Annotated in this window: 20 protein-coding genes and 1 pseudogene; 8 read left to right on the forward strand and 13 right to left on the reverse strand. The window is 51.1% G+C overall.

Translation table 11 applies throughout. The features are described 5' to 3' along the window. Positions 1 to 8 precede the first annotated feature (8 nt). Complete coding sequence (chrA, locus tag KNO70_RS02575) at positions 9 to 1,193, reverse strand: chromate efflux transporter (protein ID WP_214811155.1); 1,185 nt, start codon at positions 1,191 to 1,193, stop codon at positions 9 to 11. 4 nt (positions 1,194 to 1,197) lie between these two features. Next, positions 1,198 to 1,506 carry a PadR family transcriptional regulator gene (locus KNO70_RS02580; RefSeq protein ID WP_031422630.1) on the reverse strand — a complete coding sequence of 103 codons (309 nt, stop codon included), beginning with the start codon at positions 1,504 to 1,506 and terminating at the stop codon, positions 1,198 to 1,200. 200 nt (positions 1,507 to 1,706) lie between these two features. On the opposite strand from KNO70_RS02580, the gene KNO70_RS02585 reads away from it, so the two are divergent. Further along, a complete protein-coding gene (locus KNO70_RS02585) occupies positions 1,707 to 4,391 on the forward strand; it encodes an HD domain-containing phosphohydrolase (protein ID WP_214811165.1) in 2,685 nt (894 codons plus the stop codon). Between the two features lie 37 nt (positions 4,392 to 4,428). On the opposite strand, the gene KNO70_RS02590 is transcribed toward KNO70_RS02585, so the two are convergent. From KNO70_RS02590 to KNO70_RS02600, 3 genes are read right to left on the reverse strand one after another with little or no spacing between them, the layout of a single operon-like run. After that, complete coding sequence (locus KNO70_RS02590) at positions 4,429 to 5,529, reverse strand: ABC transporter permease (RefSeq protein ID WP_214757790.1); 1,101 nt, start codon at positions 5,527 to 5,529, stop codon at positions 4,429 to 4,431. Next, positions 5,516 to 6,649 carry an ABC transporter permease gene (locus KNO70_RS02595; protein ID WP_214811167.1) on the reverse strand — a complete coding sequence of 378 codons (1,134 nt, stop codon included), beginning with the start codon at positions 6,647 to 6,649 and terminating at the stop codon, positions 5,516 to 5,518. The genes KNO70_RS02590 and KNO70_RS02595 overlap by 14 nt, the downstream gene beginning before the upstream one ends. A 10-nt stretch (positions 6,650 to 6,659) precedes the next feature. Next, a complete protein-coding gene (locus KNO70_RS02600) occupies positions 6,660 to 7,592 on the reverse strand; it encodes an ABC transporter ATP-binding protein (protein WP_214683703.1) in 933 nt (310 codons plus the stop codon). A 144-nt stretch (positions 7,593 to 7,736) separates the two neighbouring features. Here KNO70_RS02600 and KNO70_RS02605 point away from each other — a divergent pair, with 144 nt between their 5' ends. Next, a complete protein-coding gene (locus KNO70_RS02605) occupies positions 7,737 to 8,135 on the forward strand; it encodes a hypothetical protein (RefSeq protein WP_159562802.1) in 399 nt (132 codons plus the stop codon). An 87-nt stretch (positions 8,136 to 8,222) separates the two neighbouring features. Here the strand turns inward: KNO70_RS02605 and KNO70_RS02610 are convergent, their stop codons facing one another. The 8 genes and pseudogenes from KNO70_RS02610 to KNO70_RS02645 all read right to left on the reverse strand — a co-directional run bounded on the left by KNO70_RS02610 (position 8,223) and on the right by KNO70_RS02645 (position 16,400). After that, on the reverse strand, positions 8,223 to 9,122 hold the full coding sequence (locus KNO70_RS02610) for a CAP domain-containing protein (protein ID WP_214757786.1): 900 nt from the start codon (positions 9,120 to 9,122) through the stop codon (positions 8,223 to 8,225). Between the two features lie 110 nt (positions 9,123 to 9,232). After that, positions 9,233 to 10,460: pseudogene (locus tag KNO70_RS02615) on the reverse strand (exo-beta-N-acetylmuramidase NamZ family protein). Between the two features lie 191 nt (positions 10,461 to 10,651). Further along, positions 10,652 to 12,409, reverse strand: coding sequence for a C39 family peptidase (locus KNO70_RS02620; protein ID WP_214811169.1), 1,758 nt, complete (start codon positions 12,407 to 12,409; stop codon positions 10,652 to 10,654). Positions 12,410 to 12,512: 103 nt separating this feature from the next. Beyond that, positions 12,513 to 13,271 carry an ABC transporter permease gene (locus KNO70_RS02625; protein WP_214811172.1) on the reverse strand — a complete coding sequence of 253 codons (759 nt, stop codon included), beginning with the start codon at positions 13,269 to 13,271 and terminating at the stop codon, positions 12,513 to 12,515. Next, positions 13,271 to 14,119, reverse strand: a complete 849-nt coding sequence (locus tag KNO70_RS02630; protein WP_214811175.1) for an ABC transporter ATP-binding protein — start codon at positions 14,117 to 14,119, stop codon at positions 13,271 to 13,273. Before KNO70_RS02630 ends, KNO70_RS02625 begins: the two co-directional genes overlap by 1 nt. Continuing rightward, positions 14,116 to 14,322, reverse strand: a complete 207-nt coding sequence (locus KNO70_RS02635; protein WP_031422647.1) for a PLD nuclease N-terminal domain-containing protein — start codon at positions 14,320 to 14,322, stop codon at positions 14,116 to 14,118. Before KNO70_RS02635 ends, KNO70_RS02630 begins: the two co-directional genes overlap by 4 nt. A gap of 113 nt (positions 14,323 to 14,435) precedes the next feature. Then, positions 14,436 to 14,849, reverse strand: coding sequence for a universal stress protein (locus KNO70_RS02640; RefSeq protein WP_047794988.1), 414 nt, complete (start codon positions 14,847 to 14,849; stop codon positions 14,436 to 14,438). 69 nt (positions 14,850 to 14,918) lie between these two features. Then, positions 14,919 to 16,400 carry a SulP family inorganic anion transporter gene (locus KNO70_RS02645; RefSeq protein ID WP_047794989.1) on the reverse strand — a complete coding sequence of 494 codons (1,482 nt, stop codon included), beginning with the start codon at positions 16,398 to 16,400 and terminating at the stop codon, positions 14,919 to 14,921. A gap of 197 nt (positions 16,401 to 16,597) precedes the next feature. Between KNO70_RS02645 and KNO70_RS02650 the strand changes: the two genes are divergently transcribed. From KNO70_RS02650 to KNO70_RS16225, 6 genes are all read left to right on the forward strand, one after another. Then, positions 16,598 to 16,915 carry an ArsR/SmtB family transcription factor gene (locus tag KNO70_RS02650; protein WP_214683709.1) on the forward strand — a complete coding sequence of 106 codons (318 nt, stop codon included), beginning with the start codon at positions 16,598 to 16,600 and terminating at the stop codon, positions 16,913 to 16,915. A gap of 36 nt (positions 16,916 to 16,951) precedes the next feature. Then, on the forward strand, positions 16,952 to 18,238 hold the full coding sequence (locus KNO70_RS02655) for an arsenic transporter (protein WP_214811177.1): 1,287 nt from the start codon (positions 16,952 to 16,954) through the stop codon (positions 18,236 to 18,238). A gap of 14 nt (positions 18,239 to 18,252) precedes the next feature. Beyond that, the gene (locus KNO70_RS02660; protein WP_214683713.1) at positions 18,253 to 19,911 is read left to right on the forward strand and encodes an FAD-dependent oxidoreductase; all 1,659 of its coding nucleotides are present in this window, start codon (positions 18,253 to 18,255) and stop codon (positions 19,909 to 19,911) included. A 59-nt stretch (positions 19,912 to 19,970) separates the two neighbouring features. Further along, positions 19,971 to 20,540 carry a hypothetical protein gene (locus KNO70_RS02665; RefSeq protein WP_214683715.1) on the forward strand — a complete coding sequence of 190 codons (570 nt, stop codon included), beginning with the start codon at positions 19,971 to 19,973 and terminating at the stop codon, positions 20,538 to 20,540. Between the two features lie 175 nt (positions 20,541 to 20,715). Then, a complete protein-coding gene (gene pulA / locus KNO70_RS02670) occupies positions 20,716 to 23,637 on the forward strand; it encodes a type I pullulanase (RefSeq protein ID WP_214811178.1) in 2,922 nt (973 codons plus the stop codon). Positions 23,638 to 23,784: 147 nt separating this feature from the next. Continuing rightward, entirely contained in the window at positions 23,785 to 23,919 is a 135-nt protein-coding gene (locus tag KNO70_RS16225; RefSeq protein WP_256440204.1) for a hypothetical protein, read from the forward strand. Positions 23,920 to 23,970 lie beyond the last annotated feature (51 nt).

The raw sequence follows: 23,970 nt of genomic DNA on the forward strand, positions 1-23,970 counted from the left end.
CTTGCACCTTACATCAGATTAATCAACGTTCCACCGAGTACCCCGGCGATGACGAGTGCCCACGGTGGTAACTTCCAATAAGCAATCATCACGAACAGGAAGGCAGCGAACACGAAGTCGACCGCATCGTTGACGGTACTCGTGAAGATCGGGCTGTAGAATGCCGCAATCAAAATCCCAACGACCGCCGCGTTGACACCGATGAGGGCGCCAGCGACTTTCGGGTTATGACGGAGCGCGTCCCAAAACGGAAGTGCCCCAAGGATGAGCAAGAAGGCCGGCAAGAAAATGGCGACCGTCGCAAGGATGCCACCCGGCACACCATTAATCACAGTTCCAAGATAAGAAGCGAACGTGAAAAGCGGACCAGGAACGGCCTGAGCGGCACCGTATCCTGCAAGGAAGGCTTCTTCACTCAAGAAACCAGCTGGTACAAGTTCTCGTTCTAGTAGTGGCAAGACCACATGTCCGCCGCCGAAGACGAGGGCACCGGCCCGGTAAAAGCTATCGAACAAGGCAATCGTCTGATTCTCAAACGTCTCCCGTAAAATCGGTAAGATGACGAGAAGTGCCCCAAAAATCGACAGCAGAACGGTCCCGAGACGTTTCGAAATCGGGAACGCACTCGATTTCGTATCGAGACGGTCCGGCTTGAACATCAGGAATCCTGCGAAGGCCGCGAGGAGAATGAACAATACCTGACTGAACGTTGTTTGCCAGAGTAGGACGCCTGCCAAGGCAAAAAAGGCAATCGTTCGTGTCTTTGTATCAGGTGTCAGTTTACTCGCCATCCCTAAGATGGCATGGGCGACGATAGCGACGGCAACGACTTTTAAGCCGTATAACCAGCCTGCATCGGAGACGTCGAGTCCGGATAACAATAAAGCGAATAGGATGAGGGCAACGACCGACGGCGTTGTGAAGCCGATAAATGAAGTGATCCCACCTAATATGCCACCGCGGACAATCCCGATCCCGATCCCGACCTGTGAACTCGCCGGTCCGGGCAAGAATTGGCATAAGGCGACGAGGTCGGCGTAAGCTTTCTCATCCATCCATTTGCGTCGTCTCACATATTCCTCGTGGAAGTAACCGAGGTGGGCGACCGGCCCACCGAATGAGGTGAGACCGAGCCTCGTTGAAACGAATAAAATCTCTAGTAACGTCTTGAACGTCACACGTTGTGTCGTCATATCTTCACTCCTTAATTTCTTTGAATAACTCGTATGCCTTTTGACGGGCTTCCGCCAACACAGAAAGTCCTTTTTCGGTCGTCACGTAGTTTTTGCGAACGTGTCCATCGACCGTCTCATTTTCACGAATCAAGAGCCCGTCTTTCTCCATCCCGTGCAAGATCGGGTAGAGCGTCCCGGCGCTGATTTCGTACCCGTGCTCCCGAAGCTCATCGACCATCCATGCTCCGTACACGGGGTGTTCCGCGGCGTGGTGCAAAATGTGGATGTGGATGAATCCGAGAAACAGTTTCCGCAAGACGCGGTCTTCCATACGTGTCATCTCCTTAATATCGAAATCCGATATCGGTTTTCGAAATCAGTCTAACAAAAGATAGGAACTGGGACAAGGAAAGAGCATGCAGTTTACGAAAACTTTAAATCAAAAGTTGGGAATGAGTTCGGAAAAAATAGGGAATCTATCACAAATGAGGTAAACTAAGTGGAGATTTTATTTGCTGAGGAGGAAGTGACGTGACAAACCCCATTCATTCTTCATACGATACATTGTTGCGTTATATGCCCCAAGGCTACGTCGAGTTTAAAGTGATTTACGACGACGCTTCGGAGCCGATTGACTATGAATTCTTTGAAGTGAATCCTGCCTTTGAGAAGATCATGAAAGGGAAGCGAAAACACTTCATCGGAAAAAAAGTGTCAAGCGCCCTAAAAGACTTTGAATATAGCGAGCGGGAATGGATGATTCAAGTGGCACACGTCGTCAGTGATGGCGGCACCGTGACGTTTGAACACTATTCCCGCCGTAATAAATGTTGGTTCGAGATGTCTGTGTTTAGCCAACGAACGGGGTTTGTGTCCGTCATGTTTCACGACATCACGCCACACGTCCAAGAGAACAATGCGTTAAAACAGCTCGTCAACGTATCGCATCGCTTCGTCTCGACGGGTAGTGACTTGTTAATGAATCAACAATTTCTTGATCAGATTCGTGACTTCACTGGAGCGAAGGCGGTCGCTCTCAATTTGATGGATGCGGATGGCGAATCGTATACGACAGTGGCATTATCAGGAATCGATGAGATGTTAGAGAGAAGCCTCGACATTCTTGGATTTCATCCAGTCGGGAAGAAGTGGCCAATGACGGACCAACGTCGTGACCTGTTCAAACAATCAAATCCTCGTGTCTTTGATGGGATTGGTCCACTTATTGATGGTGCGCTTCCAACACGTCTCGTCAAAAATCTACTTCGAATTTTCTCGCTTGGAGAAGTCGTTCTCTTCAAAATCGAGAAAGACGGTATTTTATACGGAGACTTGACGATTGTGATGGAAAAAGGGAAGGTCGCCAATCGGCTAGGGCTCGTAGAGTTATATCTCGTCCACGTCCTTGAGCAATTGACGAAAGCCGATCATCAAATCGGAGAGACGAAAAAATCGATGTTTGGTGGATTCGCGACCCTCGACTTGGAGTGCATCATGGCCTTCAACACACGACAAGTGCTCCATTTGAACGATGCATGGGAACGAATTTTAGGGTTTTCACTTGATGAGCTGGAGAATATCGACTTTCTTAGTCTAGTTCACCCGGATGATGATACCATCACGGAAGCAGCGTTTATGGAACTTGAGGAACGTGGCGAGTTGTTCCGCTTCATCAACCGTTTCCGGACGATCGACGATGCGTATCGATCGATCGAGTGGCATTGCAAACTTCAAGGGAATTATATTTATGCGGTCGCGAAAGACGTGACGGACCGAGTTCAGTTAGAAGAAAAGTTGGCAGACCGAGATCGGCTTTTGACGAAATTGTCCGATCAAATCCCGGGTGCCATCTATCAATTCGAATTATTGCCTGATGGAAGTTTCAACTTTCCATTCTTTAGCCGAGGCTTTGAAGATATGCTGGGGATTTCGGCAGAAGAGGTACAGACGGACGCGAGTCTTGTCTTCCGACGGATCCACCCGGATGATTATCCGCTTGTCATGCAGTCGATTGATGAGTCCTATCGCAACTTGACGATTTGGGATGCTGAGTTTCGCGTCTTGACCGAGGACGGACGAACCGTCTGGATTCTCGGGTCATCTCGTCCGGAGAAGATTGCGGATGGTCACGTGTTGTGGCACGGTTATATCGGAGATGTCACGGAGAAAAAAACATATGAGAAAGAGATTGAGTATCTCAGTTATCACGATCAATTGACGGGTATCAAAAACCGACGTTACTTTGAAGAGGCGTTGGAGCGCTATGATGATGACCACTTTTATCCGCTCACACTCATCGTCATCGATATCAATGGGTTGAAGCTCACGAACGATGCGTTCGGACACTTGGTCGGGGATCAGTTGCTCGTCGAAGCGGCGAATATTTTGCGAAATGAATTGCGCGCGAAAGATGAAGTGGCACGAGTCGGAGGCGATGAGTTCGTCGTGATCTCTCCGAATACGACGCTCGATGAGGCGAAACAGCTGTCGGATCGTCTCGGTCGTCTCTTCCACGAGCAGACGGTTGAAGGATTACCGATTTCCGCATCATTCGGTGAAGCGGTCAAACATGACTCGAATGTCGAATTGACCGAGGTGTTCAATTTAGCGGAAGATCGGATGTATCACCACAAGGTTTCTGAAAAGCAGAGTCGACGCCACCATTCCATTCAAATCATCATGCGCACGCTGTATGAGAAGATTCCACGAGAAGAAGCGCATTCTCAACGAGTCGCCAATTTAGCGGGGCAACTGGCAGAAGCGATGGGCTTCACGAATGCTGAAGTGAATGAGATTCGAACGGCCGCTATTCTCCATGACATAGGAAAAGTAGCAATCAGCAACGATATTTTGGATAAACCGGGCGAGCTGACCGAATCGGAATGGTATGAAATCAAACGCCACCCGGAAATCAGTTACAATATTTTAAGTACCGTACCCGAATATGTCGCCTTATCGGAAATTGTCTTGGCGCACCATGAACGATGGGACGGGAAAGGCTATCCGAAAGGCTTGAGTGATTATGACATCCCGCTCGCCTCGCGAATTATCGCCGTCGCCGATACGTTCGATGTCATGGTGACGGGGCGACCGTATCGACAAGCGAAGACGATTGACGAGGCACTTGCCATCATCAAACAAGAGGCAGGGAAACAGTTCGATCCGACGCTCGTCGACGTCTTCTTTGAAAAAGTCGTGCCGACACTTCAACAATAAACAAGCGAGTCCTCCTGAATGTGGGGGACTCGCTTTTTCAAACGGTCAGGGGTCGTTTCTTCAACACGAGGATGGTGAAGAGGAAGACGATGCCGGTCATGCCGATCATGACAAGGATGGAGAGGAACGGGAACTGTCCCTCATACATCGTGATGACACCGTTATTTAACCAATAGGTCGGCAAGAAACGACCGACGAGTTTCAATGAATCCGGTAACCAAAGGAGGCTGATGAATGCCCCACCGGTGATAGCGGATGCCATCGTGACCGAGATTTGAAAGATGTTCGCCTTCTCCCGATTCGTCGCAAAGACGGCGATGAGACCACCGAGTGCCAGACAGACGAGCAAATAGGAAGAAAACAAGGCGAACACGGTCGGAAGATGTGTCCATACGTCCTGACCATATAGAGCGAGGCTCACACCAATCAACAGCATCACGTAGACGAAGCCGACGAGATAAAAGGCGAGGAGCAGGGAGGCGAAGTAACGCCGTGGTGTCACCGGTGAGGCAAACAACCGCGCATAAATCTTCTCGTCCCGGTCGTCTGCGACAAACATGGGGATGAACTGGAGAAAGGTCGACATCATGATGAACGACAATAGACCGAAGAAGGCTTGTGTCCGAGCGGTCGTGGCGACACTTTCCTGAAAAGGTTCACTTGAAAGTGTGTAACCGTTCGCCGTCTCAATGGATGCGAGCTCTTCGAACGTCGCTTCCTCATAGTTGCTCGCTTCGAGCAGTTGACGTTCGCGGGACAGATGACCGTTCAGCGCCTGCTCGATCAACGAGGCATCACTCCCGGCGATCGCAGAGAAGGAGAGGCGAGGCATGTCTCCTGTGAACGCCTGTTCCGTGAAGTCTTCTGGAATGATGAGGACGATATCTTCTCCTTCTAACAAGACATCCTCCGTGCTCGATTCGAGCAATGTGACCCGACCAAATCGTTCGGCCTCGTCAATGAGACGTTCGGCGAGGAGTCCACCATCCCGGTCGACAATCCCGATGGATGCGTTCAAACTGGACGTACCACCGACGAAGGAGAGGATGAGCGCGAAACCGAACATCGACACGAAGGTGAACACCCACAGTCCTTTCTTTCGAAGCATCCGTTTGGCCACATGTCTAATGAGTACCATGACGCTTCACTCCTTTCGAGAGAATGTAGCTGAATGCGATCAAGACAAGGAGATGAATCCCGAGCAATCCGAGGCTTTGCCAATACAGATTCATGTCCCCTTCCCGCAGGAGCACGGCTAGCATCCCGTCCCGCATAAAGATTGGCATGAACACGTAGGCGGCCCAGGGCGCGTAGTTCAGCGTCACTTGGTCAAAACCGGGGACGTAGCCACCGGATAGAATCATGAGGATGGCAACGAAGCCGTTGACGATCGCATCCTTTGTCGTCGCGCTCAACTTCGGCAAGTTGACAATCAGAAATCCGATGGCGACCCCGTACGCGGTCAAGGCGAACCAAGACAGAATCAGATAGCCGAACTGTACGTTCGCCAAGTCGAATGTGCGATAGACGAAATGGCTGAACCAAAACAAGAGGATGAGCTGCAACAAGATGATGACGTAGCGACTGAACGTCCGCGCGAGTCGATACTCGACCGTTCGGACTGGGGCCGCTTGGATGCGTAAGTAACTGCCTGTATTCGGTTGCTCTTCTCGTGCCATCGATGTGATATAAAACGACCCGAACAATGCCGTCATGATTGAAATCGTGACGGTGAAATACTCGAGCGAGGTCGGGGTACGTCCTGCCAAGTCGACACTTTCCGTATCGAGCCAAGCCTCATTCACATATGGGGCCGACACGCCTGCTTCAGCGAGTGTGATCTGTTGATTGGCGATGGCTGTATACTGACCGAGGATGGCATCGAGGACGTCGAACTCGACCGTCGTCGGTTCCTCATAGAAGAGTGTGATGTCAGGTCCATCGAGTTGCAAGATGACATCGGCATCGCCATCGTTCACACCTTGTTCGGCAGATGGGAGGTCAGCGTATGGAACGAGTCGGATGAAAGCTTGAATGTCTTCTTCTTTTAAAAAGGCCTCGAGTGGCTCGCGATACTGGTCGGTCGACGATTCGACGTAGGCGACGTTCGTGACCGGAAGTTTGAACGTGTCACTGAAGACGGCCGACAGCATCGTCCCTAGTCCAAAGATGAGGATGAGCGGAAAGATGAGCATCCAAAAGAGGGTGGCTCGGTCCCGTAGTCGCTGTTTTACATCATATTTGATGAAGGTCCACATGACGCCCCTCCTATTCCCGAAGCGTCTTCCCCGTCAATGCCAAAAAGACGGTATTGAGGGAAGGACGGTCGACCGTGATGGAAGTGAAATGGACATGTTCTTGATGGAGCGTCTCAAGGAGCGGGGCGAGCGGCGTGTCCTTGTCTAACGACACCTCGATGTACGGCTCTTCATACTCCACTTTTTGAACGTGGTCGAGTGCATCGAGTCGTTCGAGCAAGTGAGGTGTGAGCGCATCGACTTTGATCCGGGCCGTCTCGAGCGTCATGACACGGTCTTTCAGTTCGTCCTGCGTCCCTTCGGCGATGATCTTTCCTTCATCGACGATGGCGATCCGGTCGCAGAGGAGTTCGACTTCTTCCATGTAATGAGACGTGTAGATGATGGTGGCACCGCGGCGGTTCAGTTCGCGGATGTTCTCTAGAATGGTATTTCGCGACTGCGGATCGATGGCGACGGTCGGTTCATCCATGAAGATGAGTTCGGGTTCATGGACGATGCCACAGGCGATATTGAGGCGACGGAGGAGACCGCCGGACAGTTCGGGCGGGCGTTTCTTTTGATGGGCATCGAGCTCGACGAAGTGGAGCGCGGCCTCGGTCTTTTGTTTCGCTTCTTTCGGACTGAAGCCATACAGCTCCGCAAAAAATTGGATGTTCTCATAGACGGTCAGCTGGTCATAGACGGAGACGTGTTGCGGCACGATCCCGACGCGGCGTTTGATGGCCAGTTCGTCTTTTGGCATCGCTTTTCCAAAAATGTGAATCGAACCGGAGTCCGCCTCGTACAGATTCAACATGACCGAAATGGCGGTCGTCTTCCCGGCACCATTCGGTCCGAGCAACCCGAACAGTTCGCCTGCTTGCACGTTCAGACTGAGGTCGTTCAAGGCGATCGTATCCCCGAACCGTTTCGTGACATGGTCGAGCGAGATAATGAACATCGTGATACTCCTTTCGCATATGAAATATTCCTCGTTCTACACAAAGGTGTTCGAGGATTGTCACGAATTTACCTGTCCGGAACGCATGAAATGTGCAATAATCTAATTATTCAGATAATTATAGTGTCGAAATGAGGGATTTGGATGAAAGGATGGCAATTCAATAAACAAGAGGGGGCATTGTTCCCAGACGAAATCGTGCTTTCTGCGTTTTGTACAGTCGAACCGAAACGAATGGATTCGACACTCCCGTTCTATTATGATGAGTCGATTTTTCGTTTCACGAATAAGCATGGAGAGACGTTCTACTTTAAAATATCCCCGAGCTATCACGAGTTTGAAATCAATATTAAAGGTGGGGACGGGGAGCTTGTATATTATCAACTGCTCCGTACCGTCAGCAAGGTCGAGATTTTAGAAGACCGGCGAGACCACGCAGAGTTATTGATCGTCCTAGCTGAAGATCGAAAGCGGACCGTGACGTCAATCGAATTGACCGTCCGACCGCGTTTTCGTGTGCTCGTGAAAGAGCATGAGATATAAGGAGTGTCAGGTTCAAGAGCGGATGCAAATCCGCTTTTTGTTTTGCCGAACAAAAAGACAGCCACGACGTGACTGTCCCTTCAGCGGTTATTTCGTTAAAAAGATTTGAACATGGATGGTCGACCCTTGGGCATCGGTCGCTTTGCCGATCCCGAGGTGCGTATAATTCGCATTCAAGATGTTCGCACGATGACCACTACTGTTCATCCACGCATCGACCGCCCGGACCGGGTCGCTCGATCCTTTATAGATGTTCTCTCCCCAGCCCCGATATAGGACACGGTAAGCGTCTAACGTGTCCCCGGGTGTGCCGTTCTCCTTGAGCGTGTGTGAGAATTGACCCGTACGCGCCATCTCATCGGCACGGACTTGAGCGACACGGTTCGCCTCACTCGAAGCGGCGAGAAGAGAGAGGCCGGCAGCATCTCGTTCTTTGTTCGTCTCGGTCAACACATTGACGGGCGACGTGAAGCTGACATGGTTGGCGAGGATGTAACCGGTGTATGAACCGTAGCGCACCTTGTACCATCGTGATGTGCCGGTATAGCGATATGACACAGTCTCAAGTTCTGTACCCTGCCGGACGAACTTGACGTTCGAAGAAGTCGTGAGCGGACGTGATTTTAAATAAACGCTCGACGGTTTGACGTACGTCGGTTTCGTAAATTTCACCTCGGCAGTGGACAAGCGGACATACTTGGCGGGCAGATAAGCGTAGCCGCTGCCCCATTGAATCTTATACCAGCGCACACCGTCCAATTGGAACGATGTTCGGACACGCATCGAACCGTCTCGCGGAATGAGTGCAAGTCGTTTCGCGCTCAAAGAAGGCGACTGCCGGACATTGAGTTGACTAATGTTGGTCACGTAACCGGTTGTGTTGATCGACGTCTCATAATAGGCTTGGACGCGGTTGATAGAGAAGGGCGACCCGATCACACCGAGTGTCAGAATGATGGTGAGTAGTAGAGAGAGATGCTTCTTCAATGGAATCGACTCCTTTTGTGGGACTCCCTATATTCTATATTGTTTGGGTGATTTTTGGTTTTACCATTTCATTACAAAAAGGATGGACTCTTCGTGAGCCCATCCTCGCGTCATTTATACAGCAAATACTCTTTTCGAATCGGGAGGAAGGCGTCCCGCTCGTTCTCGATTTTCGAAAGGATGTCTTTAAGCGGGGCTCCCTCGAGAATCATGTCTTTCACGTAGGCGTTTCCTGTCAGTTTCGTGATGAAGTAAGTCGTTCGCTAAAAATTCGAAGTCGTCCGGATACATGTCATGAGCCGTTTGAATCATCGCGATCCCGGTTCGCGTCGATTCGAATCGAACCGGGTCGGTGACATACACCTCAACCCCGTGCGTCAGTTTGCCCGCATGCTTGGAGAACGTCGGAGTGAACGAGGCGGCCCGGAAGGCGACACCCGGCAACTCGAGTTCGTTCAGCTTATTCGCATAGTCATGCGCTTTTATATACGGCGCGCCGATCAGCTGAAACGGTTTCGTCGTCCCGCGACCCTCGGATAGGTTCGTCCCTTCAAACAATCCGGTCGCAGGGTAGACGTTGACCGTGTCGGTCGTCGGCATGTTCGGGGACGGCATGACGAACGGGAGGCCCGTGTCCTCATACATCATCGAACGTTTCCATCCTTTCATTTTGACGACTTCGAGGTCGGCTTGAATCTGATACTCGGTGTTGAACAGTTGCGCGAGTTCTCCGACGGTCATCCCATGCTTTAATGGAATCGGATAGAGACCGATGAAGCTGGAGTAGTCCGGGTCGAGCACCGGACCGTCGACGCGAAGCCCACCTTGTGGGTTCGGACGGTCGAGGACGACGAACGGAATATCGTTCTCGGCAGCGGCTTCCATCGCATACGCCATCGTATAGATATACGTATAGTAGCGTGTCCCGACATCCTGGATGTCAAAGACGAGCACGTCGACATCTTGTAGCATCTCAGCCGTCGGTTTCTTCGTGGCACCATATAGACTATATACGGGCAATCCCGTCACGTCATCGATGTAAGAGCTGACGGTCGACCCGGCTTGGGCATCTCCCCGAACGCCATGCTCTGGTCCGTACAATGCCGTCAACTCGAAGTCATCGGACTGGTCGAACAGGTCGACGATGCTCGTTCTCTCCGCGTTGATCCCGGTCGGATTCGTGATCAGTCCGACCCGTTTTCCTTTCAAGATTTCCGGGTTTTCCATCAACCGGTCGACCCCGAGTTCGACCTTTGGTTTTTTCGGTTCAGACTTCGCATCGGCATCCAACCAGACGATGGAAGTCGTGAGGATCGTCAACGCGGCCATACCACCCATCCATTTTTTCATCAGAAGTTCCTCCTTTAATTCATGTAAGCGCTTTAATTTCTTAACAGGAGTGTACCATCCAGAAATTAAATTTCAATATTTAATCATAAAAATAGGAATTTATATTTCTTAATTTCGTACTATTCTCCTAATCGCACACAAAAAACGTGCCCTTCGATTAAAGGCACGTTCCTTCTTACTTATCTGACCGCGAGCGCTTTCCATCCGGTCGCGCTCATGACGGCGCTCACTTTTGATTTCGGGATGACCAAGCGTCCACGATATGGGTCGTTGATATACAAGTTTGATTTGTCATAGCCGGTTGCCAACATGACGTGATAGTTGACGTAGCCGGTGAACTTCTTGTTCGAAGCGGTGTACCAGTTGAAGTAGCCGTACGGTTTGTTGAAGTCGACGCTCGCCCAGACGATGACCGGGTTACCCATCGACAGTTCGCGCTCGATCGAGCCGAGGCCTTGGTTGGACAAGTCTTTCACCGGACGATATTTGCTGGCGAATCCGACCATGCCTTTCGGATAAATCCCGTAGTTCTTATATTTGCCGAGCGTCCCTTTCGGATCTCCCGTGAACATGACGTTTGGGTCGACCCAGCGATAGAGACGGTTCTCATAACGTGCGTTCCACATGCTCTTTGGCATCTCGTTATATAAGCTCGAGGCGCTGACGGCACGACCTTTCTCTTCAAGCGCCATCTTGAGGGAGAAGAACTCGCAGCCGGACGGATAGCCCATCGGGAACTGACGATAGAGTGGGACGCTCATCTTATAGATGGACAGTGCCTGAGAATAGGCGCCCCGCGCATCGAACGAGGCGTTGCCGACACGACGGTTTTGATACATCTTTCCATACGTGTCAAAGTAATACCACTTGCCGTCGATGGCTTGCCAATCCGTCTTCTTCGTCAACGCGGGAGCGTAATACTCGTACTGGGTCGTATATTTCCATCCTTTCTCGGGGACACCCGTCGAGTGGAAATGATACGTCTTCCCATCCAATCGGAATTTCCCTTGTAGCCGGTATCCGTAGGTCGGGTGGAATCCGACCTTCTTCCCATCGACCGTTTGGAACCCATACTCGCGTCGTCCGTATGCATCGAATGAATAGACGCGTGCATTTAGTTTATGGACACCTTCTAACCGATACCCGTACGTCGGATGGAACCCATACATGACACCATCGATTCGCTGTAGCCCATACTTGCGGTCGCCGTATTTTCCGAACAAATAGTGTCGATTGTTGATGCGATAGAGTCCTTCGAGACGGTATCCGTAAGTGGGATGGAAACCGTACATCTTGTCACCGATCCGGGCGAGTCCTTGGCGACGTACCCCGTCATCCCCGAAGTAATAGCGACGTGTGCCGATCGTCTGCCATCCGGTCGCCATCTTCCCTTGCTCCATCAAATAATATTTCTTGCCGTCAATCGTATACATCCCTGTACGGATGGTGCCGTCTGGGAAGAAATAATGCTTGGCGTCACCAAGCTGCTGCCATCCCGAGAGACGGACCCCATCCTTGTTGAAGTAATATCGCTTGCCGGCGATCGTCTGGAATCCCGTGACGGGTTGACCGGTCTCATCGAAATAGTAGACGAGACCGTCCCGTTCCTGCCAGCCGGTGAGTAGCTTTCCGTTCTCGTCAAACGTGTATGTCGTGCCGTCAATCGCGTAAGCACCCGTGACGAGTCGACCGTCTGTCTCAAAGTAATAGGTAGCCCCTTCGATTTCCTGCCAACCTGTGAGGAACATGCCATCTTCATTCAGATAGTATGTATGGCCGTCGATTTCTTGCCATCCCGTCAAGACCGTCCCGTCACTCGACGTATAGACGATGCCATTCTCCGTCTGTTGGAATGAACCTTCCGCATGTGTCAGAAGGGGAGAGGTAAGGAGGGTGCCGGCAATTAAACTAAATAGGGTAGTTGTCTTCCACTTCATATGAGTAAGCCTCCCGATTTTCAAAAAATGCTATATAAAATAATATAACCATTTTTATCCAAGGGAAGATAGTGGCAAATGAATCATTTGTGAGGTCAGACGTTTACGCCGAATGACTCATGAATCGAAGTCGTTTCGATGCCACGAAAAGGGAGAGGAGAACGACAACGGTTCCCGTCACGAGTGGCCACACGAGATCCACTTCGGTCAGGAGCGCCTGGCTCGATTGTGGACCGAGCATCCATGGCATCCAATCGAGGTCGACCCATCCGATGAGGAGCGACATGACGAAATGGAGACCGAGCGTCAAGACGACCGCGACGACCCCGCTCTCAATTATGGCAGCGAGGAGAATGAAGATGGAGAGCTGAACGACGAAATGACAGACGAGAAGTGCCGTCGAGACGAGAAATGCGGGTACATCAAACGGCTCGAAAAGAATGACCGTATAGTACGCCGCCGCTAATTGGGCGAGTAAGAGGCCACCGACCGTCAAGAGGACGTAATGGGCCCATTTGCTGACGACGATGCGAGACGTCGGAATCTGTAACGATTTGAGCCAGGCGAGCGTCCCGTTCGTCCGCTCATGACTGAACGTGTGCATCGCCGACAACAAGACGACGAGAAGTCCGATTTGACGGAGCTGTTCACTGACTGAAATCAATACTTCTTCTGGTGTCGGCGTCGGGAGCTCGATGACGGCGCCGTCCGGTAAGTTGCCGCCGGAGGCGAGGATATCCGGTAAGAAATAGAGCGTGAGCGGTTGCATCGAGGCAAGGAGCATGAGAACGATTGGAATCCAAATAAGCCGTTTGTTCGACCATGACTCTCGCCATTCCTGTTTGAAGATTGCGGTACGCATCAGGCGTTCACCTCCAAGAATAGGGACTCGAGTGACGGATGCCCGACGTGCAGCGATTGGATGGTGACGTTCCGTTCCAGGACGCGCCGCAAAATCGCTCGTTCGGCGAGATTCCGGTCCGTTGACTCAAACGTCCACGTGGAACCCCGTTTTGTTGTCCGGGCCACGCCTTCTAACTGTGCCCAGTCTGCTTCACTCGTCTCATCATCAAAGAGACGCAACTCGATGGTCGACTTCGAACCGAGCAGGTCGGTCACGGTCCCTTCCATAAGCAATTTGCCTTGGCGAAGCAAGAGCACCCAGTCGCTCGCTTCTTCAGCATCCGGTAGGACGTGCGTCGAGTACAGGATCATCCGCTCACGTTTCAAGTCACTCAACAGATCAAGCACTTCTCGTCGACCGCGTGGGTCGAGTGCGGAGACCGGTTCATCGAGCAGTAAGAGTTCCGGGTCATGCACGAGCGCTTGGGCAATCCCGAGTCGCTGTCGCATCCCGCCCGATAAGTTCGTTGCCGGACGGTCGACCGGTTCGAGCCCGACCCGTTTCAATAGTTGAATCGGATCGACATGTTTGGTCCCCGTCAATTCAGCGGCATACCGAATCGTCTCGACGGGTGTCAACGATGGATAGAGGGCCGGGCGCTGAGGCAAATAGCCGATCCGAATGCGTTCATGTCCACTCATGTCGCCGCTTGTCGGGTGGGTGACGCGGGCGAGCAAGTTCAAAAGCGTCGTCTTCCCGGCACCGTTTTCCCCAAGGAGGGACGTGCAGCCGGGTCGTAATTCGAAACTGACATCATCGAGCGCCGTGAAGGAGCCGAATTTTTTCGTTACATGTGTGATGTTCATCGCGGTGTCCGCCCCCATAAGAAGTAGATGATTGGGCCGAGTATGTTGATGAAGACGATGACGAGAAGCCATACCCATTTCGGACCGTTCGTCACGTCGCGTTTGAACAAGTCAATCAAGGCGACGACGAGTAAGATGAGTTGCAAAATCAGAACGGGTAGTAAGATGAGAAAAAGGGTATTCGGGTCGTTTACGATGTCCATCGTGAGAACCTCCTTTGAATTAGACTGTTCTTAAACACATTCTACACGTACAGGATGTCCCCTGTATGTGACACAAAAAATCCCCATCTCACGATGGAGATGAGGACGATGCATCATTTGACGATGATGACAGGAGCGAGAGCACGTTTGGCGAGTTTATGACTCACGCTACCGAGCACGAACTCTTGGAACGTGTTCAATCCGCGTGATCCGACGACAACATATTCGTACGGCTCATGGTTCGCATATTTGACGAGCTCGACGTCCGGCTCCCCACGAAGTTCGATGTATTCGTAGGCAATGCCTTCTGCTTCCGTCAAATCGAACAGTGGCTTGAGCATCTGCTTTCGCTTCGTCTCCAAGTCGATCTTTCCTGTCGAATTGAGGGCCGCTTCTTTCGATTCTTTCGCACTGATGACGTGTACGATGTCAATCGATGCATTCGACGCCTTTGCGAGCTGAATCGCTTTTTCAAGCGCACGTTTCGAGTGGGCAGAACCGTCTGCCGCTAAAAATACCTTTCCCATGAAAACTCCTCCTCTTTCGCACATTCTACTTTTAGTATAGGTGATTTCACGAGTCGGGGGAACGGTGAATCAGTGCCCTGCGTTCGCGTCTTGTTGCTTCAAGTGAAGGGCGAGCGTGTTGAGCAGTTTTTCCGAGTCTTTGTTCAAGTTGAGCAATTCGGGTTCGATGCCGACTTCGCGATATTTGAAGACGACCTTGTCGATGGCGCCGATGGCCGAGTCGTCCCACAGATGCGTGTTCGCAAAATCGATCGTGACGTGTTTGATCCCCGCTTCCGCGTCTTCTGCCACATCGAACTGATTGACGAATTCAGACGTCGAGGCGAAGAAGAGCTGTCCGTTGACCGTATAGTCGGCGCGGTCGGACGTGACGCTTCGACCGAGGTCGATTTTCGAGATTTTAGCGGCGAACAAGATGGCAGCCGTCAAGATTCCACCGAGCACTCCGAGAGAGAGGTCATGCGTGAAGACGGTGACGAGTACCGTGACGAGCATGACGACCGTGTCCGACTTTTGTGCGGTACGCATCGCTTTGAGCGAACCCCAATCGAACGTCGCGTACGAGACGAAGAACATGACCCCGACGAGCGCGCCGACCGGGATCAGCATCAATACGTCACTGATCGTCATGATCATGATGAAGAGGGCAAGTCCGGCTGTGAATGTCGAGAGTCGACCACGGGCACCAGACGAGACGTTGATGACCGATTGTCCGATCATCGCACATCCTGGCATCCCACCGAAGAATCCGGCGACGATGTTCGAAATGCCTTGTCCGCGCGATTCGCGGTTTTTGTTCGAGTCCGTTCCTGTCATGTCATCGACGATTTGAGCCGTCAAGAGCGACTCGATCAAGCCGACGAAGGCGAGTGAAATCGAGTACGGCAAGATGATCATGAGTGTCTCGAGCGTGAATGGCACGTCTGGGAACAAGAAGTCTGGAAGCGTCGCTGAGATCGTTCCCATATCCCCGATGTTTTTCGTGTCGAGTCCAAGCGTGATTGCGAGGACCGTCATGACGACGATGGCGACGAGCGGTGCCGGAATAGCTTTCGTCACACGTGGGAACAAGAAGATGATGGCGAGCGAGGCGGCGACGATTGCCCAGATGATCCAGCTCTCTCCTTCAAAGTTAGAGAGTTGCGCCTGAAAAATCAAAATGGCGAGCGCGTTGACGAATCCGACCATAACGGCACGCGGGATAAATTTCATCAAACGGGCGATGCCGAGGTAACCGAGAACGATTTGGATGATTCCGGTCAGAATACCAGCGGCCAGTAAATATTGAAGCCCATGGTCGGCGACAAGCGAGACGACGACGAGCGCCATCGCACCGGTCGCAGCCGAGATCATCGCCGGACGACCTCCGGCAACGGAGATGATCATCGCGATAATAAAGGAGGCATAGAGCCCGACCATCGGGTTGACTCCCGCGATGAGGGAGAAGGCGATGGCTTCCGGGATGAGCGCCAAGGCGACGACGATCCCGGCCAAAATGTCGGCCCGGACATTTCCGAACCATTCATGTTTCAACGTATTCAATCTTTCCAAAAGAACACACCTTTCTATTTATAATGATTTGATTTTCGAGTCTCACGAAAATCAAAATAATGGAATCCGTTCATTTTCAACGTGTTTCATCATATCGAATTGAGTCCAAAATGACAATTGCTTCACGTATAAAACTATGGTAATTTCATAACGTACAGGTTATATAACGAATTTGTTATATGAAAGGTGGGGAGAAGATGTATGCCGTTGAAGAATTGAGCAAGGTGCTCAAGGTGCTCGGGGATCCGACCCGATTGACGATGCTGAAACAAATGGAGGCAGGCGAGCAGTGTGCGTGTAGTTTCGTCGACTGTTTCGATATCTCGCAACCGGCGATTAGCCGTCATTTGAAAATGTTACGTCAGGCGGGACTACTGTTAGAACGTCGAGACAAACAGTGGATTCATTACCGGTTGAACGAGACGAGTCCGTTTTATCCGCTCGTCACCGAATTATTAGCCAATTTAGAAACCGTCGAACCGAGCTGTGATTGTAAGCCGGATTGTACGATGTAAGGATAGAGACAATAGAGATTATAGGAGGAACTCATTGTGCAGTGGATTGCTAGTTTAATTTTTCTTGTGACGCTATTTCTCATCATCAAGCAACCGAAAGGCCTCGGCATCGGTTACTCGGCGATGGGGATGGCCGTCATCGCCCTCGTTTCAGGTGTCGTCAATCTTGATGACGTCGGAACGGTGTGGGGCATCATTTGGAACGCGACGTTCACCTTCATCGCAATCATCATCATTTCGCTCATTTTAGACGAGATTGGATTTTTTGAATGGGCCGCCTTACATATGGCGCGAATCGCCAAAGGTGGAGGGGTGAAGCTCTTCGTCTATATCACACTACTCGGTGCGCTCGTCGCGGCCTTGTTTGCGAACGACGGGGCAGCGCTCATTTTGACGCCCATCGTCTTAGCGATGGTCCGGGCTCTCAAACTGCCGGACGCGATCGTCTTGGCATACGTCATGGCATCCGGATTCATCGCCGATACGGCGAGTCTCCCGTTCATCGTCTCGAACCTCGTCAACATCGTTTCAGCCGACTTCTTTGATATCGGCTTCGCCGAGTACGCCGCGCGGATGGTATTTGTGAACGTGTTCGCGGTCGCGGGGAGTCTGCTCGTCTTGTATCTATATTTCAAAAAAGACATCCCGAAACAGTATGACGCCTCACAGTTGGCTGAACCTTCGTCCGTCATTAAAGACCATACGATGTTCCGCTTATCGTGGGTCGTACTCGGGTTACTGGTCATCGGGTACTTCACGAGTGATTTAGTTGAAATCCCCGTTTCGCTCGTCGCGGGTGTCATCGCCTTGTTCTTCCTCGTGATGGCGAACCGCTCGTCAGCGGTCCAGACGATGCAAGTCATCAAAGGTGCACCGTGGGCCATCGTCTTCTTCTCGCTCGGGATGTATATTGTCGTCTACGGTTTACAAAATGCCGGACTCACTCAAGTATTGGCGAACTTTATCGATTGGTTCGCGGTGAACGCCTTCAGTGCCACGTTCGGGATGGGCTTTTTGGCCGCCATCTTGTCATCTGTCATGAACAATATGCCGACCGTCATGATTGATGCGCTCGCTATCGACTTGACGCATACGACCGGACAGATTCGGGAAGCGTTAATCTATGCGAACGTCATTGGTTCCGATCTCGGTCCAAAGATTACCCCGATTGGGTCGCTAGCGACGCTTCTATGGCTCCACGTCCTTCGTACGAAAGGCCTCAAAATCGGATGGGGACAGTACTTTAAAGTCGGGATCATCTTGACGATTCCGACATTGGCTATCACGTTGCTCGGCCTATACATCAGCTTATTAGTTTATTGAGGAGTGGATTATATATGAAACTAGTCATCATCGGTTCAGTCGCTGCAGGGACATCGGTTGCGGCGAAAGCGCGTCGGAACAACGAAGACGCACAAATCACGATTTACGATCGAGATTACGATATCTCGTACTCTGGTTGTGGGATTCCTTACTACGTTGGCGGAGAAGTCGAGTCACGTGACGATTTGACACCGCGCGATGCGGCCTTCTTCAAGAAGCGCTACAACATCGACGTCATGACACGCCATAACGTCACAGCTGTCGACAAAGACGCGAAGACGGTGACGGTTGAAAACTTAGAGACGGGTGTCACGTTCACGGACGCCTATGACGTCCTTGTCCTCGCGACGGGTGCGTCAAGCATCATCCCACCGATTCCAGGGGTGAAGTCGGATAATGTCTTCCCGATTCGAAACATCCAACATGCGGAGGCGACACGCTCCTTCGTCGATTCGACAGACCCGAAACACGCGACAATCATCGGGGCCGGCTTCATCGGTCTAGAGATGGCAGAACAGTTGAAGCTTCGCGGTGTGGACGTGACCATCATCGAACGTGTACAACAAGTGATGCCGCCACTTGACAAGGACATGGCGTGTCGCGTCGAGGAGCACCTCGAGAAGAATGGAATCGAGCTCATGCTCGGGGAGACCGTGACTGAACTCGTTGGCGACGGACATGTCGAACGGGTCGTCACGGAGAGTGGGAAGACGATTGAGACCGACCTCGTCATCTTGTCGGTCGGAGTCCGTCCGAACGTCGAGCTCGCCATGCAGATGGGAGTCACACTAGGTGAAACGGGTGCGATTGCCGTCAATGAGCGGATGGAAACGAACATCCCAGGCGTCTATGCGGCAGGAGACGTCGCGGAGAGCTTCTCGATCGTAACAGGCAAACCGATTTGGCGTCCGCTTGGTTCGACAGCGAACAAGATGGGGCGGACCGCTGGGGACGTCATCACGGGCGGTCATCTCGAGCATCGCGGTATTCTCGGCACGGGCATCTTCAAAGTGTTCGGACTTGCCGTCGCACAAACGGGGCTGGCCGAAAAAGAAGCACGCGAACTCGGATACGATATCGAGGTGCTTCATAATACGAAGCCGGATAAGCCTGCTTACATGGGTGGGAAAGATATGACGATCAAAGCGATCGCGGACCGTACGACACGTCAACTGCTCGGCGTCCAAATCGTCGGATTTGAAGGAGTCGACAAACGAATCGACGTCTTCGTCACGGCCATCACGCTCAAGGCGAAAGTCGACGACTTGTTCCATCTCGACCTCGCCTACGCACCGCCGTTCTCGACGACGAAAGATCCGGTCATGTACACAGGGATGGTGCTGTCGAACAGTATCGACAAGGCGGCGCGACTCATCACACCGGCCGAGCTTCAAATGCGAATCGATGCCGGGGAAGACATGCAAATCATCGATACGCGGAAAGCTTCACAGTTCGAGAAGGCGTGTGTCGATTGTGCGGTCAACGTCCCACTCGGCAACCTCCGGGAAGCGGCGAAAGACATGGACAAGGACAAACCGACCGTCGTCTACTGTAACGGTGGGGTGACGGGGAACGCGGCCCAGAACGTGCTTCGTAACCTCGGATTCACCGACGTGTACAACTTGTCAGGTGGAAATAAGAACTATCAGTTGTTCAAAAAATACGGGAACTGAGCAAGACGACGTCCATTGCGGGCGTCGTTTTTTGATATGCTGGACGTGAGGTGAAGCGGATGGATTATAAGATGTTACATGAGAAGTTTGAGCGACGGAAGCAGTGGCTCATTTTTGACAAAGAAGAAGTCGTCCGTCGTGTCATGGTGCGCTACAAGGCAAGGATTATCCCGAAGACGGACATCATGGACTTGGTGAACGACGATCAACTGTCGTATGAACATATCTTTTGTTGCTTAACGATTGATGACCCAAGAATGCTCGATAAAGTCTTCACGGCGAAAGAGAGAAAAGACCATCAGTGGGAGATTGATGACAATGCGAGGCGTGGGATGGTATATAAGCACAAAGATGAGGCACATCGACTTTACAACCAGTTGATTATCGATGAACAGGAAGGTCGCCGACTCGACATCGTCTTCGAGAGCAAGGATGGGAAGTATGTGACCGGTTTTTTGACAAGAGACATGTCAGAGCAAGTCGCCTCTTATATTTTTGCACATGTCGGAGGCGCCAAGTTCACAGGTCTAGTCCCACGTTCCCTCTTACCAGCGGACTTAACAGATGAAGAAATCAAGATGAGCTATCTTCACTACTTGGAGTCGCTCGAAGAATGGAATAAACTTTGACGGATTCTGTGATGATGAGTGGGATCCGTCTTTTTAGTTCATATTTCTTAGACAGGTTGTAAAGAAAATAATGCCAATTGACCCTTTTCTAAAATAACGTTGCTTCACTCAAGGAAACCGTTTACAATTTTTGTGTAAGCGTTTTCTTAAAATAGTGCTACAAGGAGGGACCCTCATGGTCAAAAAGCAGTGGAAACCCGTATGGGCAGTTGTGCTAACGTTTGCACTAATTCTGTCAATGTTTCCGATGCCGACGTCCGCTTTAGACAAAGGGAAGTCGACACTTGTCGTCGTCCATTATCAAGAGGCGCCGGATAACGAAAAGGATTGGAACTTATGGCTTTGGGCGAATGGCCCAGATTACTTCCCGAACAAAGGCTTCACATTCAACGGGGAGGATGCATTCGGAAAGGTGGCGGCTTACGAATTTCCGGTCGACTCACCTGAAAAAATCGGTCTCATCGTCCGCACGGACAACTGGGACAAAGATAAGGGGTCTGAAAATGACCGCTTCATCACGAGCGACATGATTCAAGATGGCGTCGCCGAAGTGTGGATCAAGTCGGGCGACCCGACTATCTATACGTCAAACCCGGACGGGGAGACGGCTTCGACGGAAATCGATATGAACGTTCATTATTTCCGTTACGACAATACATACACGGACTGGGGTCTTTGGGCTTGGCCAGACGGTGGGGACGGACAGAGCATCACATTCGATGGGGCTGATGATTTCGGTGCCGTCGCGAACGTGAAACTCGCCAACCCAGAATCGAAGAGACTCATGGGCTTGATCACGAAAAAAGGAGAATGGACGGAGAAGGATGGGGAAGACCGATTCGTTCTCGGGACTGCAAAAGAGATTTGGCTCGTTGAAGGAGATTCGACAATCTACTATTCAGAGCCTCAAATCGATCGTTCTCCGAAGCTTGTCTCGTTCTCGGCGGACACGTTCCGTCAAGCGACACTCACAACGAACCGTGTCATCACGGATGCGTTCATCGATGAATTGAGCGTGGACGGGGCAACGGTGGAATCGATTGAAAAGGCTAGCGACAAGTCGGTGACGATTCAATTCAAGTCAGACATCGACTTAGCGAAAGTCATCAAAGCCTCGCACCCGGAGTTTGGAGAACAGACGCTTCAAGCAGGCAAGGTGCTTCGTTCGAAAGAATTCGATGCGAAATATGCATATCACGGTAAACTCGGTGTCACGTACCAAAAGTCGAAAACGAAATTTGTTCTCTGGGCTCCGACGGCTCAACAAGTCGAGCTCGAACTATGGAACATGCCGACGAACCGACCAACAAATGATAAAGATTTGAAGAAAGTGATTCAAATGAAACGCGGTGAACGCGGCACGTGGGTGGCAGAAGTGCGGGGTGACCTAGACGGCATCGGCTATACGTACCAAGTGACCCATGCGACAGGGAAGGTCCGTGCAGTCGATCCGTATGCGACGGCTGTCGGCGTGAACGGTGACCAAGGTGTCATCGTCGATTTGAAAGAGACAGATCCAAAACGTTGGAATTCAATGAAACCGAAGTTGAAACAATCGACGGATGCAATCATCTATGAGACGCATGTCCGTGATTTCTCGATCTTCGATGTGAAGACGGACAAATACGACTCAGGCATTCAAAACAAAGGGAAGTACCTCGGTGTCATCGAACCAGGAACGCGTCTTCTCGTTGATGGAAAGAAAACAGCAACGAAGACGGGACTCGACCATGTCAAAGACCTCGGCGTGACACACGTTCAGTTCATTCCGGTCTATGACTTCAACACGGCATCGGTCGATGAGACGAATCCGATGGCGACGTACAACTGGGGATACGATCCGAAAAACTACAATGCACCAGAAGGGTCGTATTCAACGAATCCTTACGATGCGAAAGTACGTATCATGGAAATGAAACAAATGATTCAAGGGTTACATGACAACAATTTACGTGCCGTCATGGACGTCGTATACAACCACATGTTCGATGCGCAGGCGTCGAACTTGCACAAAATCGTACCGGGTTACTACTACCGTTACACAGCAGGTGGTGACTTCGCAAACGGTACAGGTGTCGGAAACGATACGGCATCTGAACGGGCGATGATGCAAAAACTGATCGTCGACTCTGTCGTTTATTGGGCAAAAGAGTATCATTGGGACGGATTCCGTTTCGACTTGATGGGAATCCATGACGTCGACACGATGAACAAAGTTCGTTCGGAGTTGAATCGAGTCGACAAGTCGATTCTCGTCTTCGGAGAAGGATGGGACCTCGGTACGCCGCTCGATGCTGAATTAAAAGCAAATCAAAAAAATGCCTACGACATGCCGGGCATCGCCCACTTCAATGACAACATCCGCGACGGCTTGAAAGGAAGCGTCTTCTACGATGAGGACAAAGGCTTCATCAACGGAAAAGAAGGTATGGAAAATCGAGTGAAGACGGGAATCGTCGGTGAGATCGCATATAGCGACACGATTAAAGGATTCACAAAAGAACCGACGCAAGCGATCACATACGTCGAAGCTCATGACAACCATACGTTGTGGGATAAATTGACGTTGACGAACCCGATCGCGTCTGAAGTGAATAAAACGAAAATGCATCGTCTCGCCTCGAGCATTCTCTTGACGAGCCAAGGAACGACATTCCTTCACGCAGGACAAGAGTTCATGCGTACGAAGGAAGGCGACCACAACTCGTACAAATCACCGGACTCGATCAACCAGCTCGATTGGAAACGAGCAGCCGACCGGAAGGCGGACGTCCAATACATGAAAGGCTTGATTGAGATGCGTAAAGCCAACCCAGGTCTTCGGATGACAAAAGCGAGCGATGTGAAACGATTCTTGACGTTCCACAAAGCGGAAGCGAACGTCATCACGTACACGATTGACGAAGATGCACCGGGTCAAAAGAACGACTTGTTCATCACGCATAACGCCAACCCGACGAATGTCCAAGTCAGCCTTCCAAAAGGGAACTGGAACGTGATTGTCGATGGCGACCGTGCCGGAACGAAGACAATCAAGCGCGCGACTGGAAAAGTAAGCGTGCCTGCATACAAGACGTTCGTCCTCGAACGGAACTAATCATTGACCCCACTTTGAAAAACAAGTGGGGTTTTCTAATGGCACAATGATGAAGAATTGGTAATTATTGCTTTATCAACTAGTCATTTTGTGTGAACAAGAGAATTTCCATTTGAAACTTCCATCTCTTTCGAAAGGAGAGATTGTATGGCGATTTTCAAAAATGGATTCATCGCGTCAATGGTGACGTCACGGATAGTAAGCGGAAACGAAGATGTCACCGACTATATCGAACTCGTTCAACAACAGAGGGGTTCTAAGTACCCGACGTGTCGCGTGTGAGAATAGATAGTTGAAACAGGGATCTCCTTTTCTCTAAGATGGAGAAAGAGA

Source organism: Exiguobacterium sp. s181 (genome assembly GCF_018617125.1).
Classification (GTDB): Bacteria; Bacillota; Bacilli; order Exiguobacteriales; family Exiguobacteriaceae; genus Exiguobacterium; species Exiguobacterium profundum.

Excerpts from the sequence above, each read along its gene's own strand:
- chrA (WP_214811155.1), bottom strand. The coding sequence starts at position 1,193 with ATGACGACACAACGTGTGACGTTCAAGACGTTACTAGAGATTTTATTC.
- KNO70_RS02580 (WP_031422630.1), bottom strand. The coding sequence starts at position 1,506 with ATGGAAGACCGCGTCTTGCGGAAACTGTTTCTCGGATTCATCCACATC.
- KNO70_RS02590 (WP_214757790.1), bottom strand. The coding sequence starts at position 5,529 with ATGGTACTCATTAGACATGTGGCCAAACGGATGCTTCGAAAGAAAGGA.
- KNO70_RS02595 (WP_214811167.1), bottom strand. The coding sequence starts at position 6,649 with ATGTGGACCTTCATCAAATATGATGTAAAACAGCGACTACGGGACCGA.
- KNO70_RS02600 (WP_214683703.1), bottom strand. The coding sequence starts at position 7,592 with ATGTTCATTATCTCGCTCGACCATGTCACGAAACGGTTCGGGGATACG.
- KNO70_RS02605 (WP_159562802.1), top strand. The coding sequence starts at position 7,737 with ATGAAAGGATGGCAATTCAATAAACAAGAGGGGGCATTGTTCCCAGAC.
- KNO70_RS02620 (WP_214811169.1), bottom strand. The coding sequence starts at position 12,409 with ATGAAGTGGAAGACAACTACCCTATTTAGTTTAATTGCCGGCACCCTC.
- KNO70_RS02625 (WP_214811172.1), bottom strand. The coding sequence starts at position 13,271 with ATGCGTACCGCAATCTTCAAACAGGAATGGCGAGAGTCATGGTCGAAC.
- KNO70_RS02630 (WP_214811175.1), bottom strand. The coding sequence starts at position 14,119 with ATGAACATCACACATGTAACGAAAAAATTCGGCTCCTTCACGGCGCTC.
- KNO70_RS02635 (WP_031422647.1), bottom strand. The coding sequence starts at position 14,322 with ATGGACATCGTAAACGACCCGAATACCCTTTTTCTCATCTTACTACCC.
- KNO70_RS02640 (WP_047794988.1), bottom strand. The coding sequence starts at position 14,849 with ATGGGAAAGGTATTTTTAGCGGCAGACGGTTCTGCCCACTCGAAACGT.
- KNO70_RS02650 (WP_214683709.1), top strand. The coding sequence starts at position 16,598 with ATGTATGCCGTTGAAGAATTGAGCAAGGTGCTCAAGGTGCTCGGGGAT.
- KNO70_RS02660 (WP_214683713.1), top strand. The coding sequence starts at position 18,253 with ATGAAACTAGTCATCATCGGTTCAGTCGCTGCAGGGACATCGGTTGCG.
- KNO70_RS02665 (WP_214683715.1), top strand. The coding sequence starts at position 19,971 with ATGGATTATAAGATGTTACATGAGAAGTTTGAGCGACGGAAGCAGTGG.
- pulA (WP_214811178.1), top strand. The coding sequence starts at position 20,716 with ATGGTCAAAAAGCAGTGGAAACCCGTATGGGCAGTTGTGCTAACGTTT.
- KNO70_RS16225 (WP_256440204.1), top strand. The coding sequence starts at position 23,785 with ATGGCGATTTTCAAAAATGGATTCATCGCGTCAATGGTGACGTCACGG.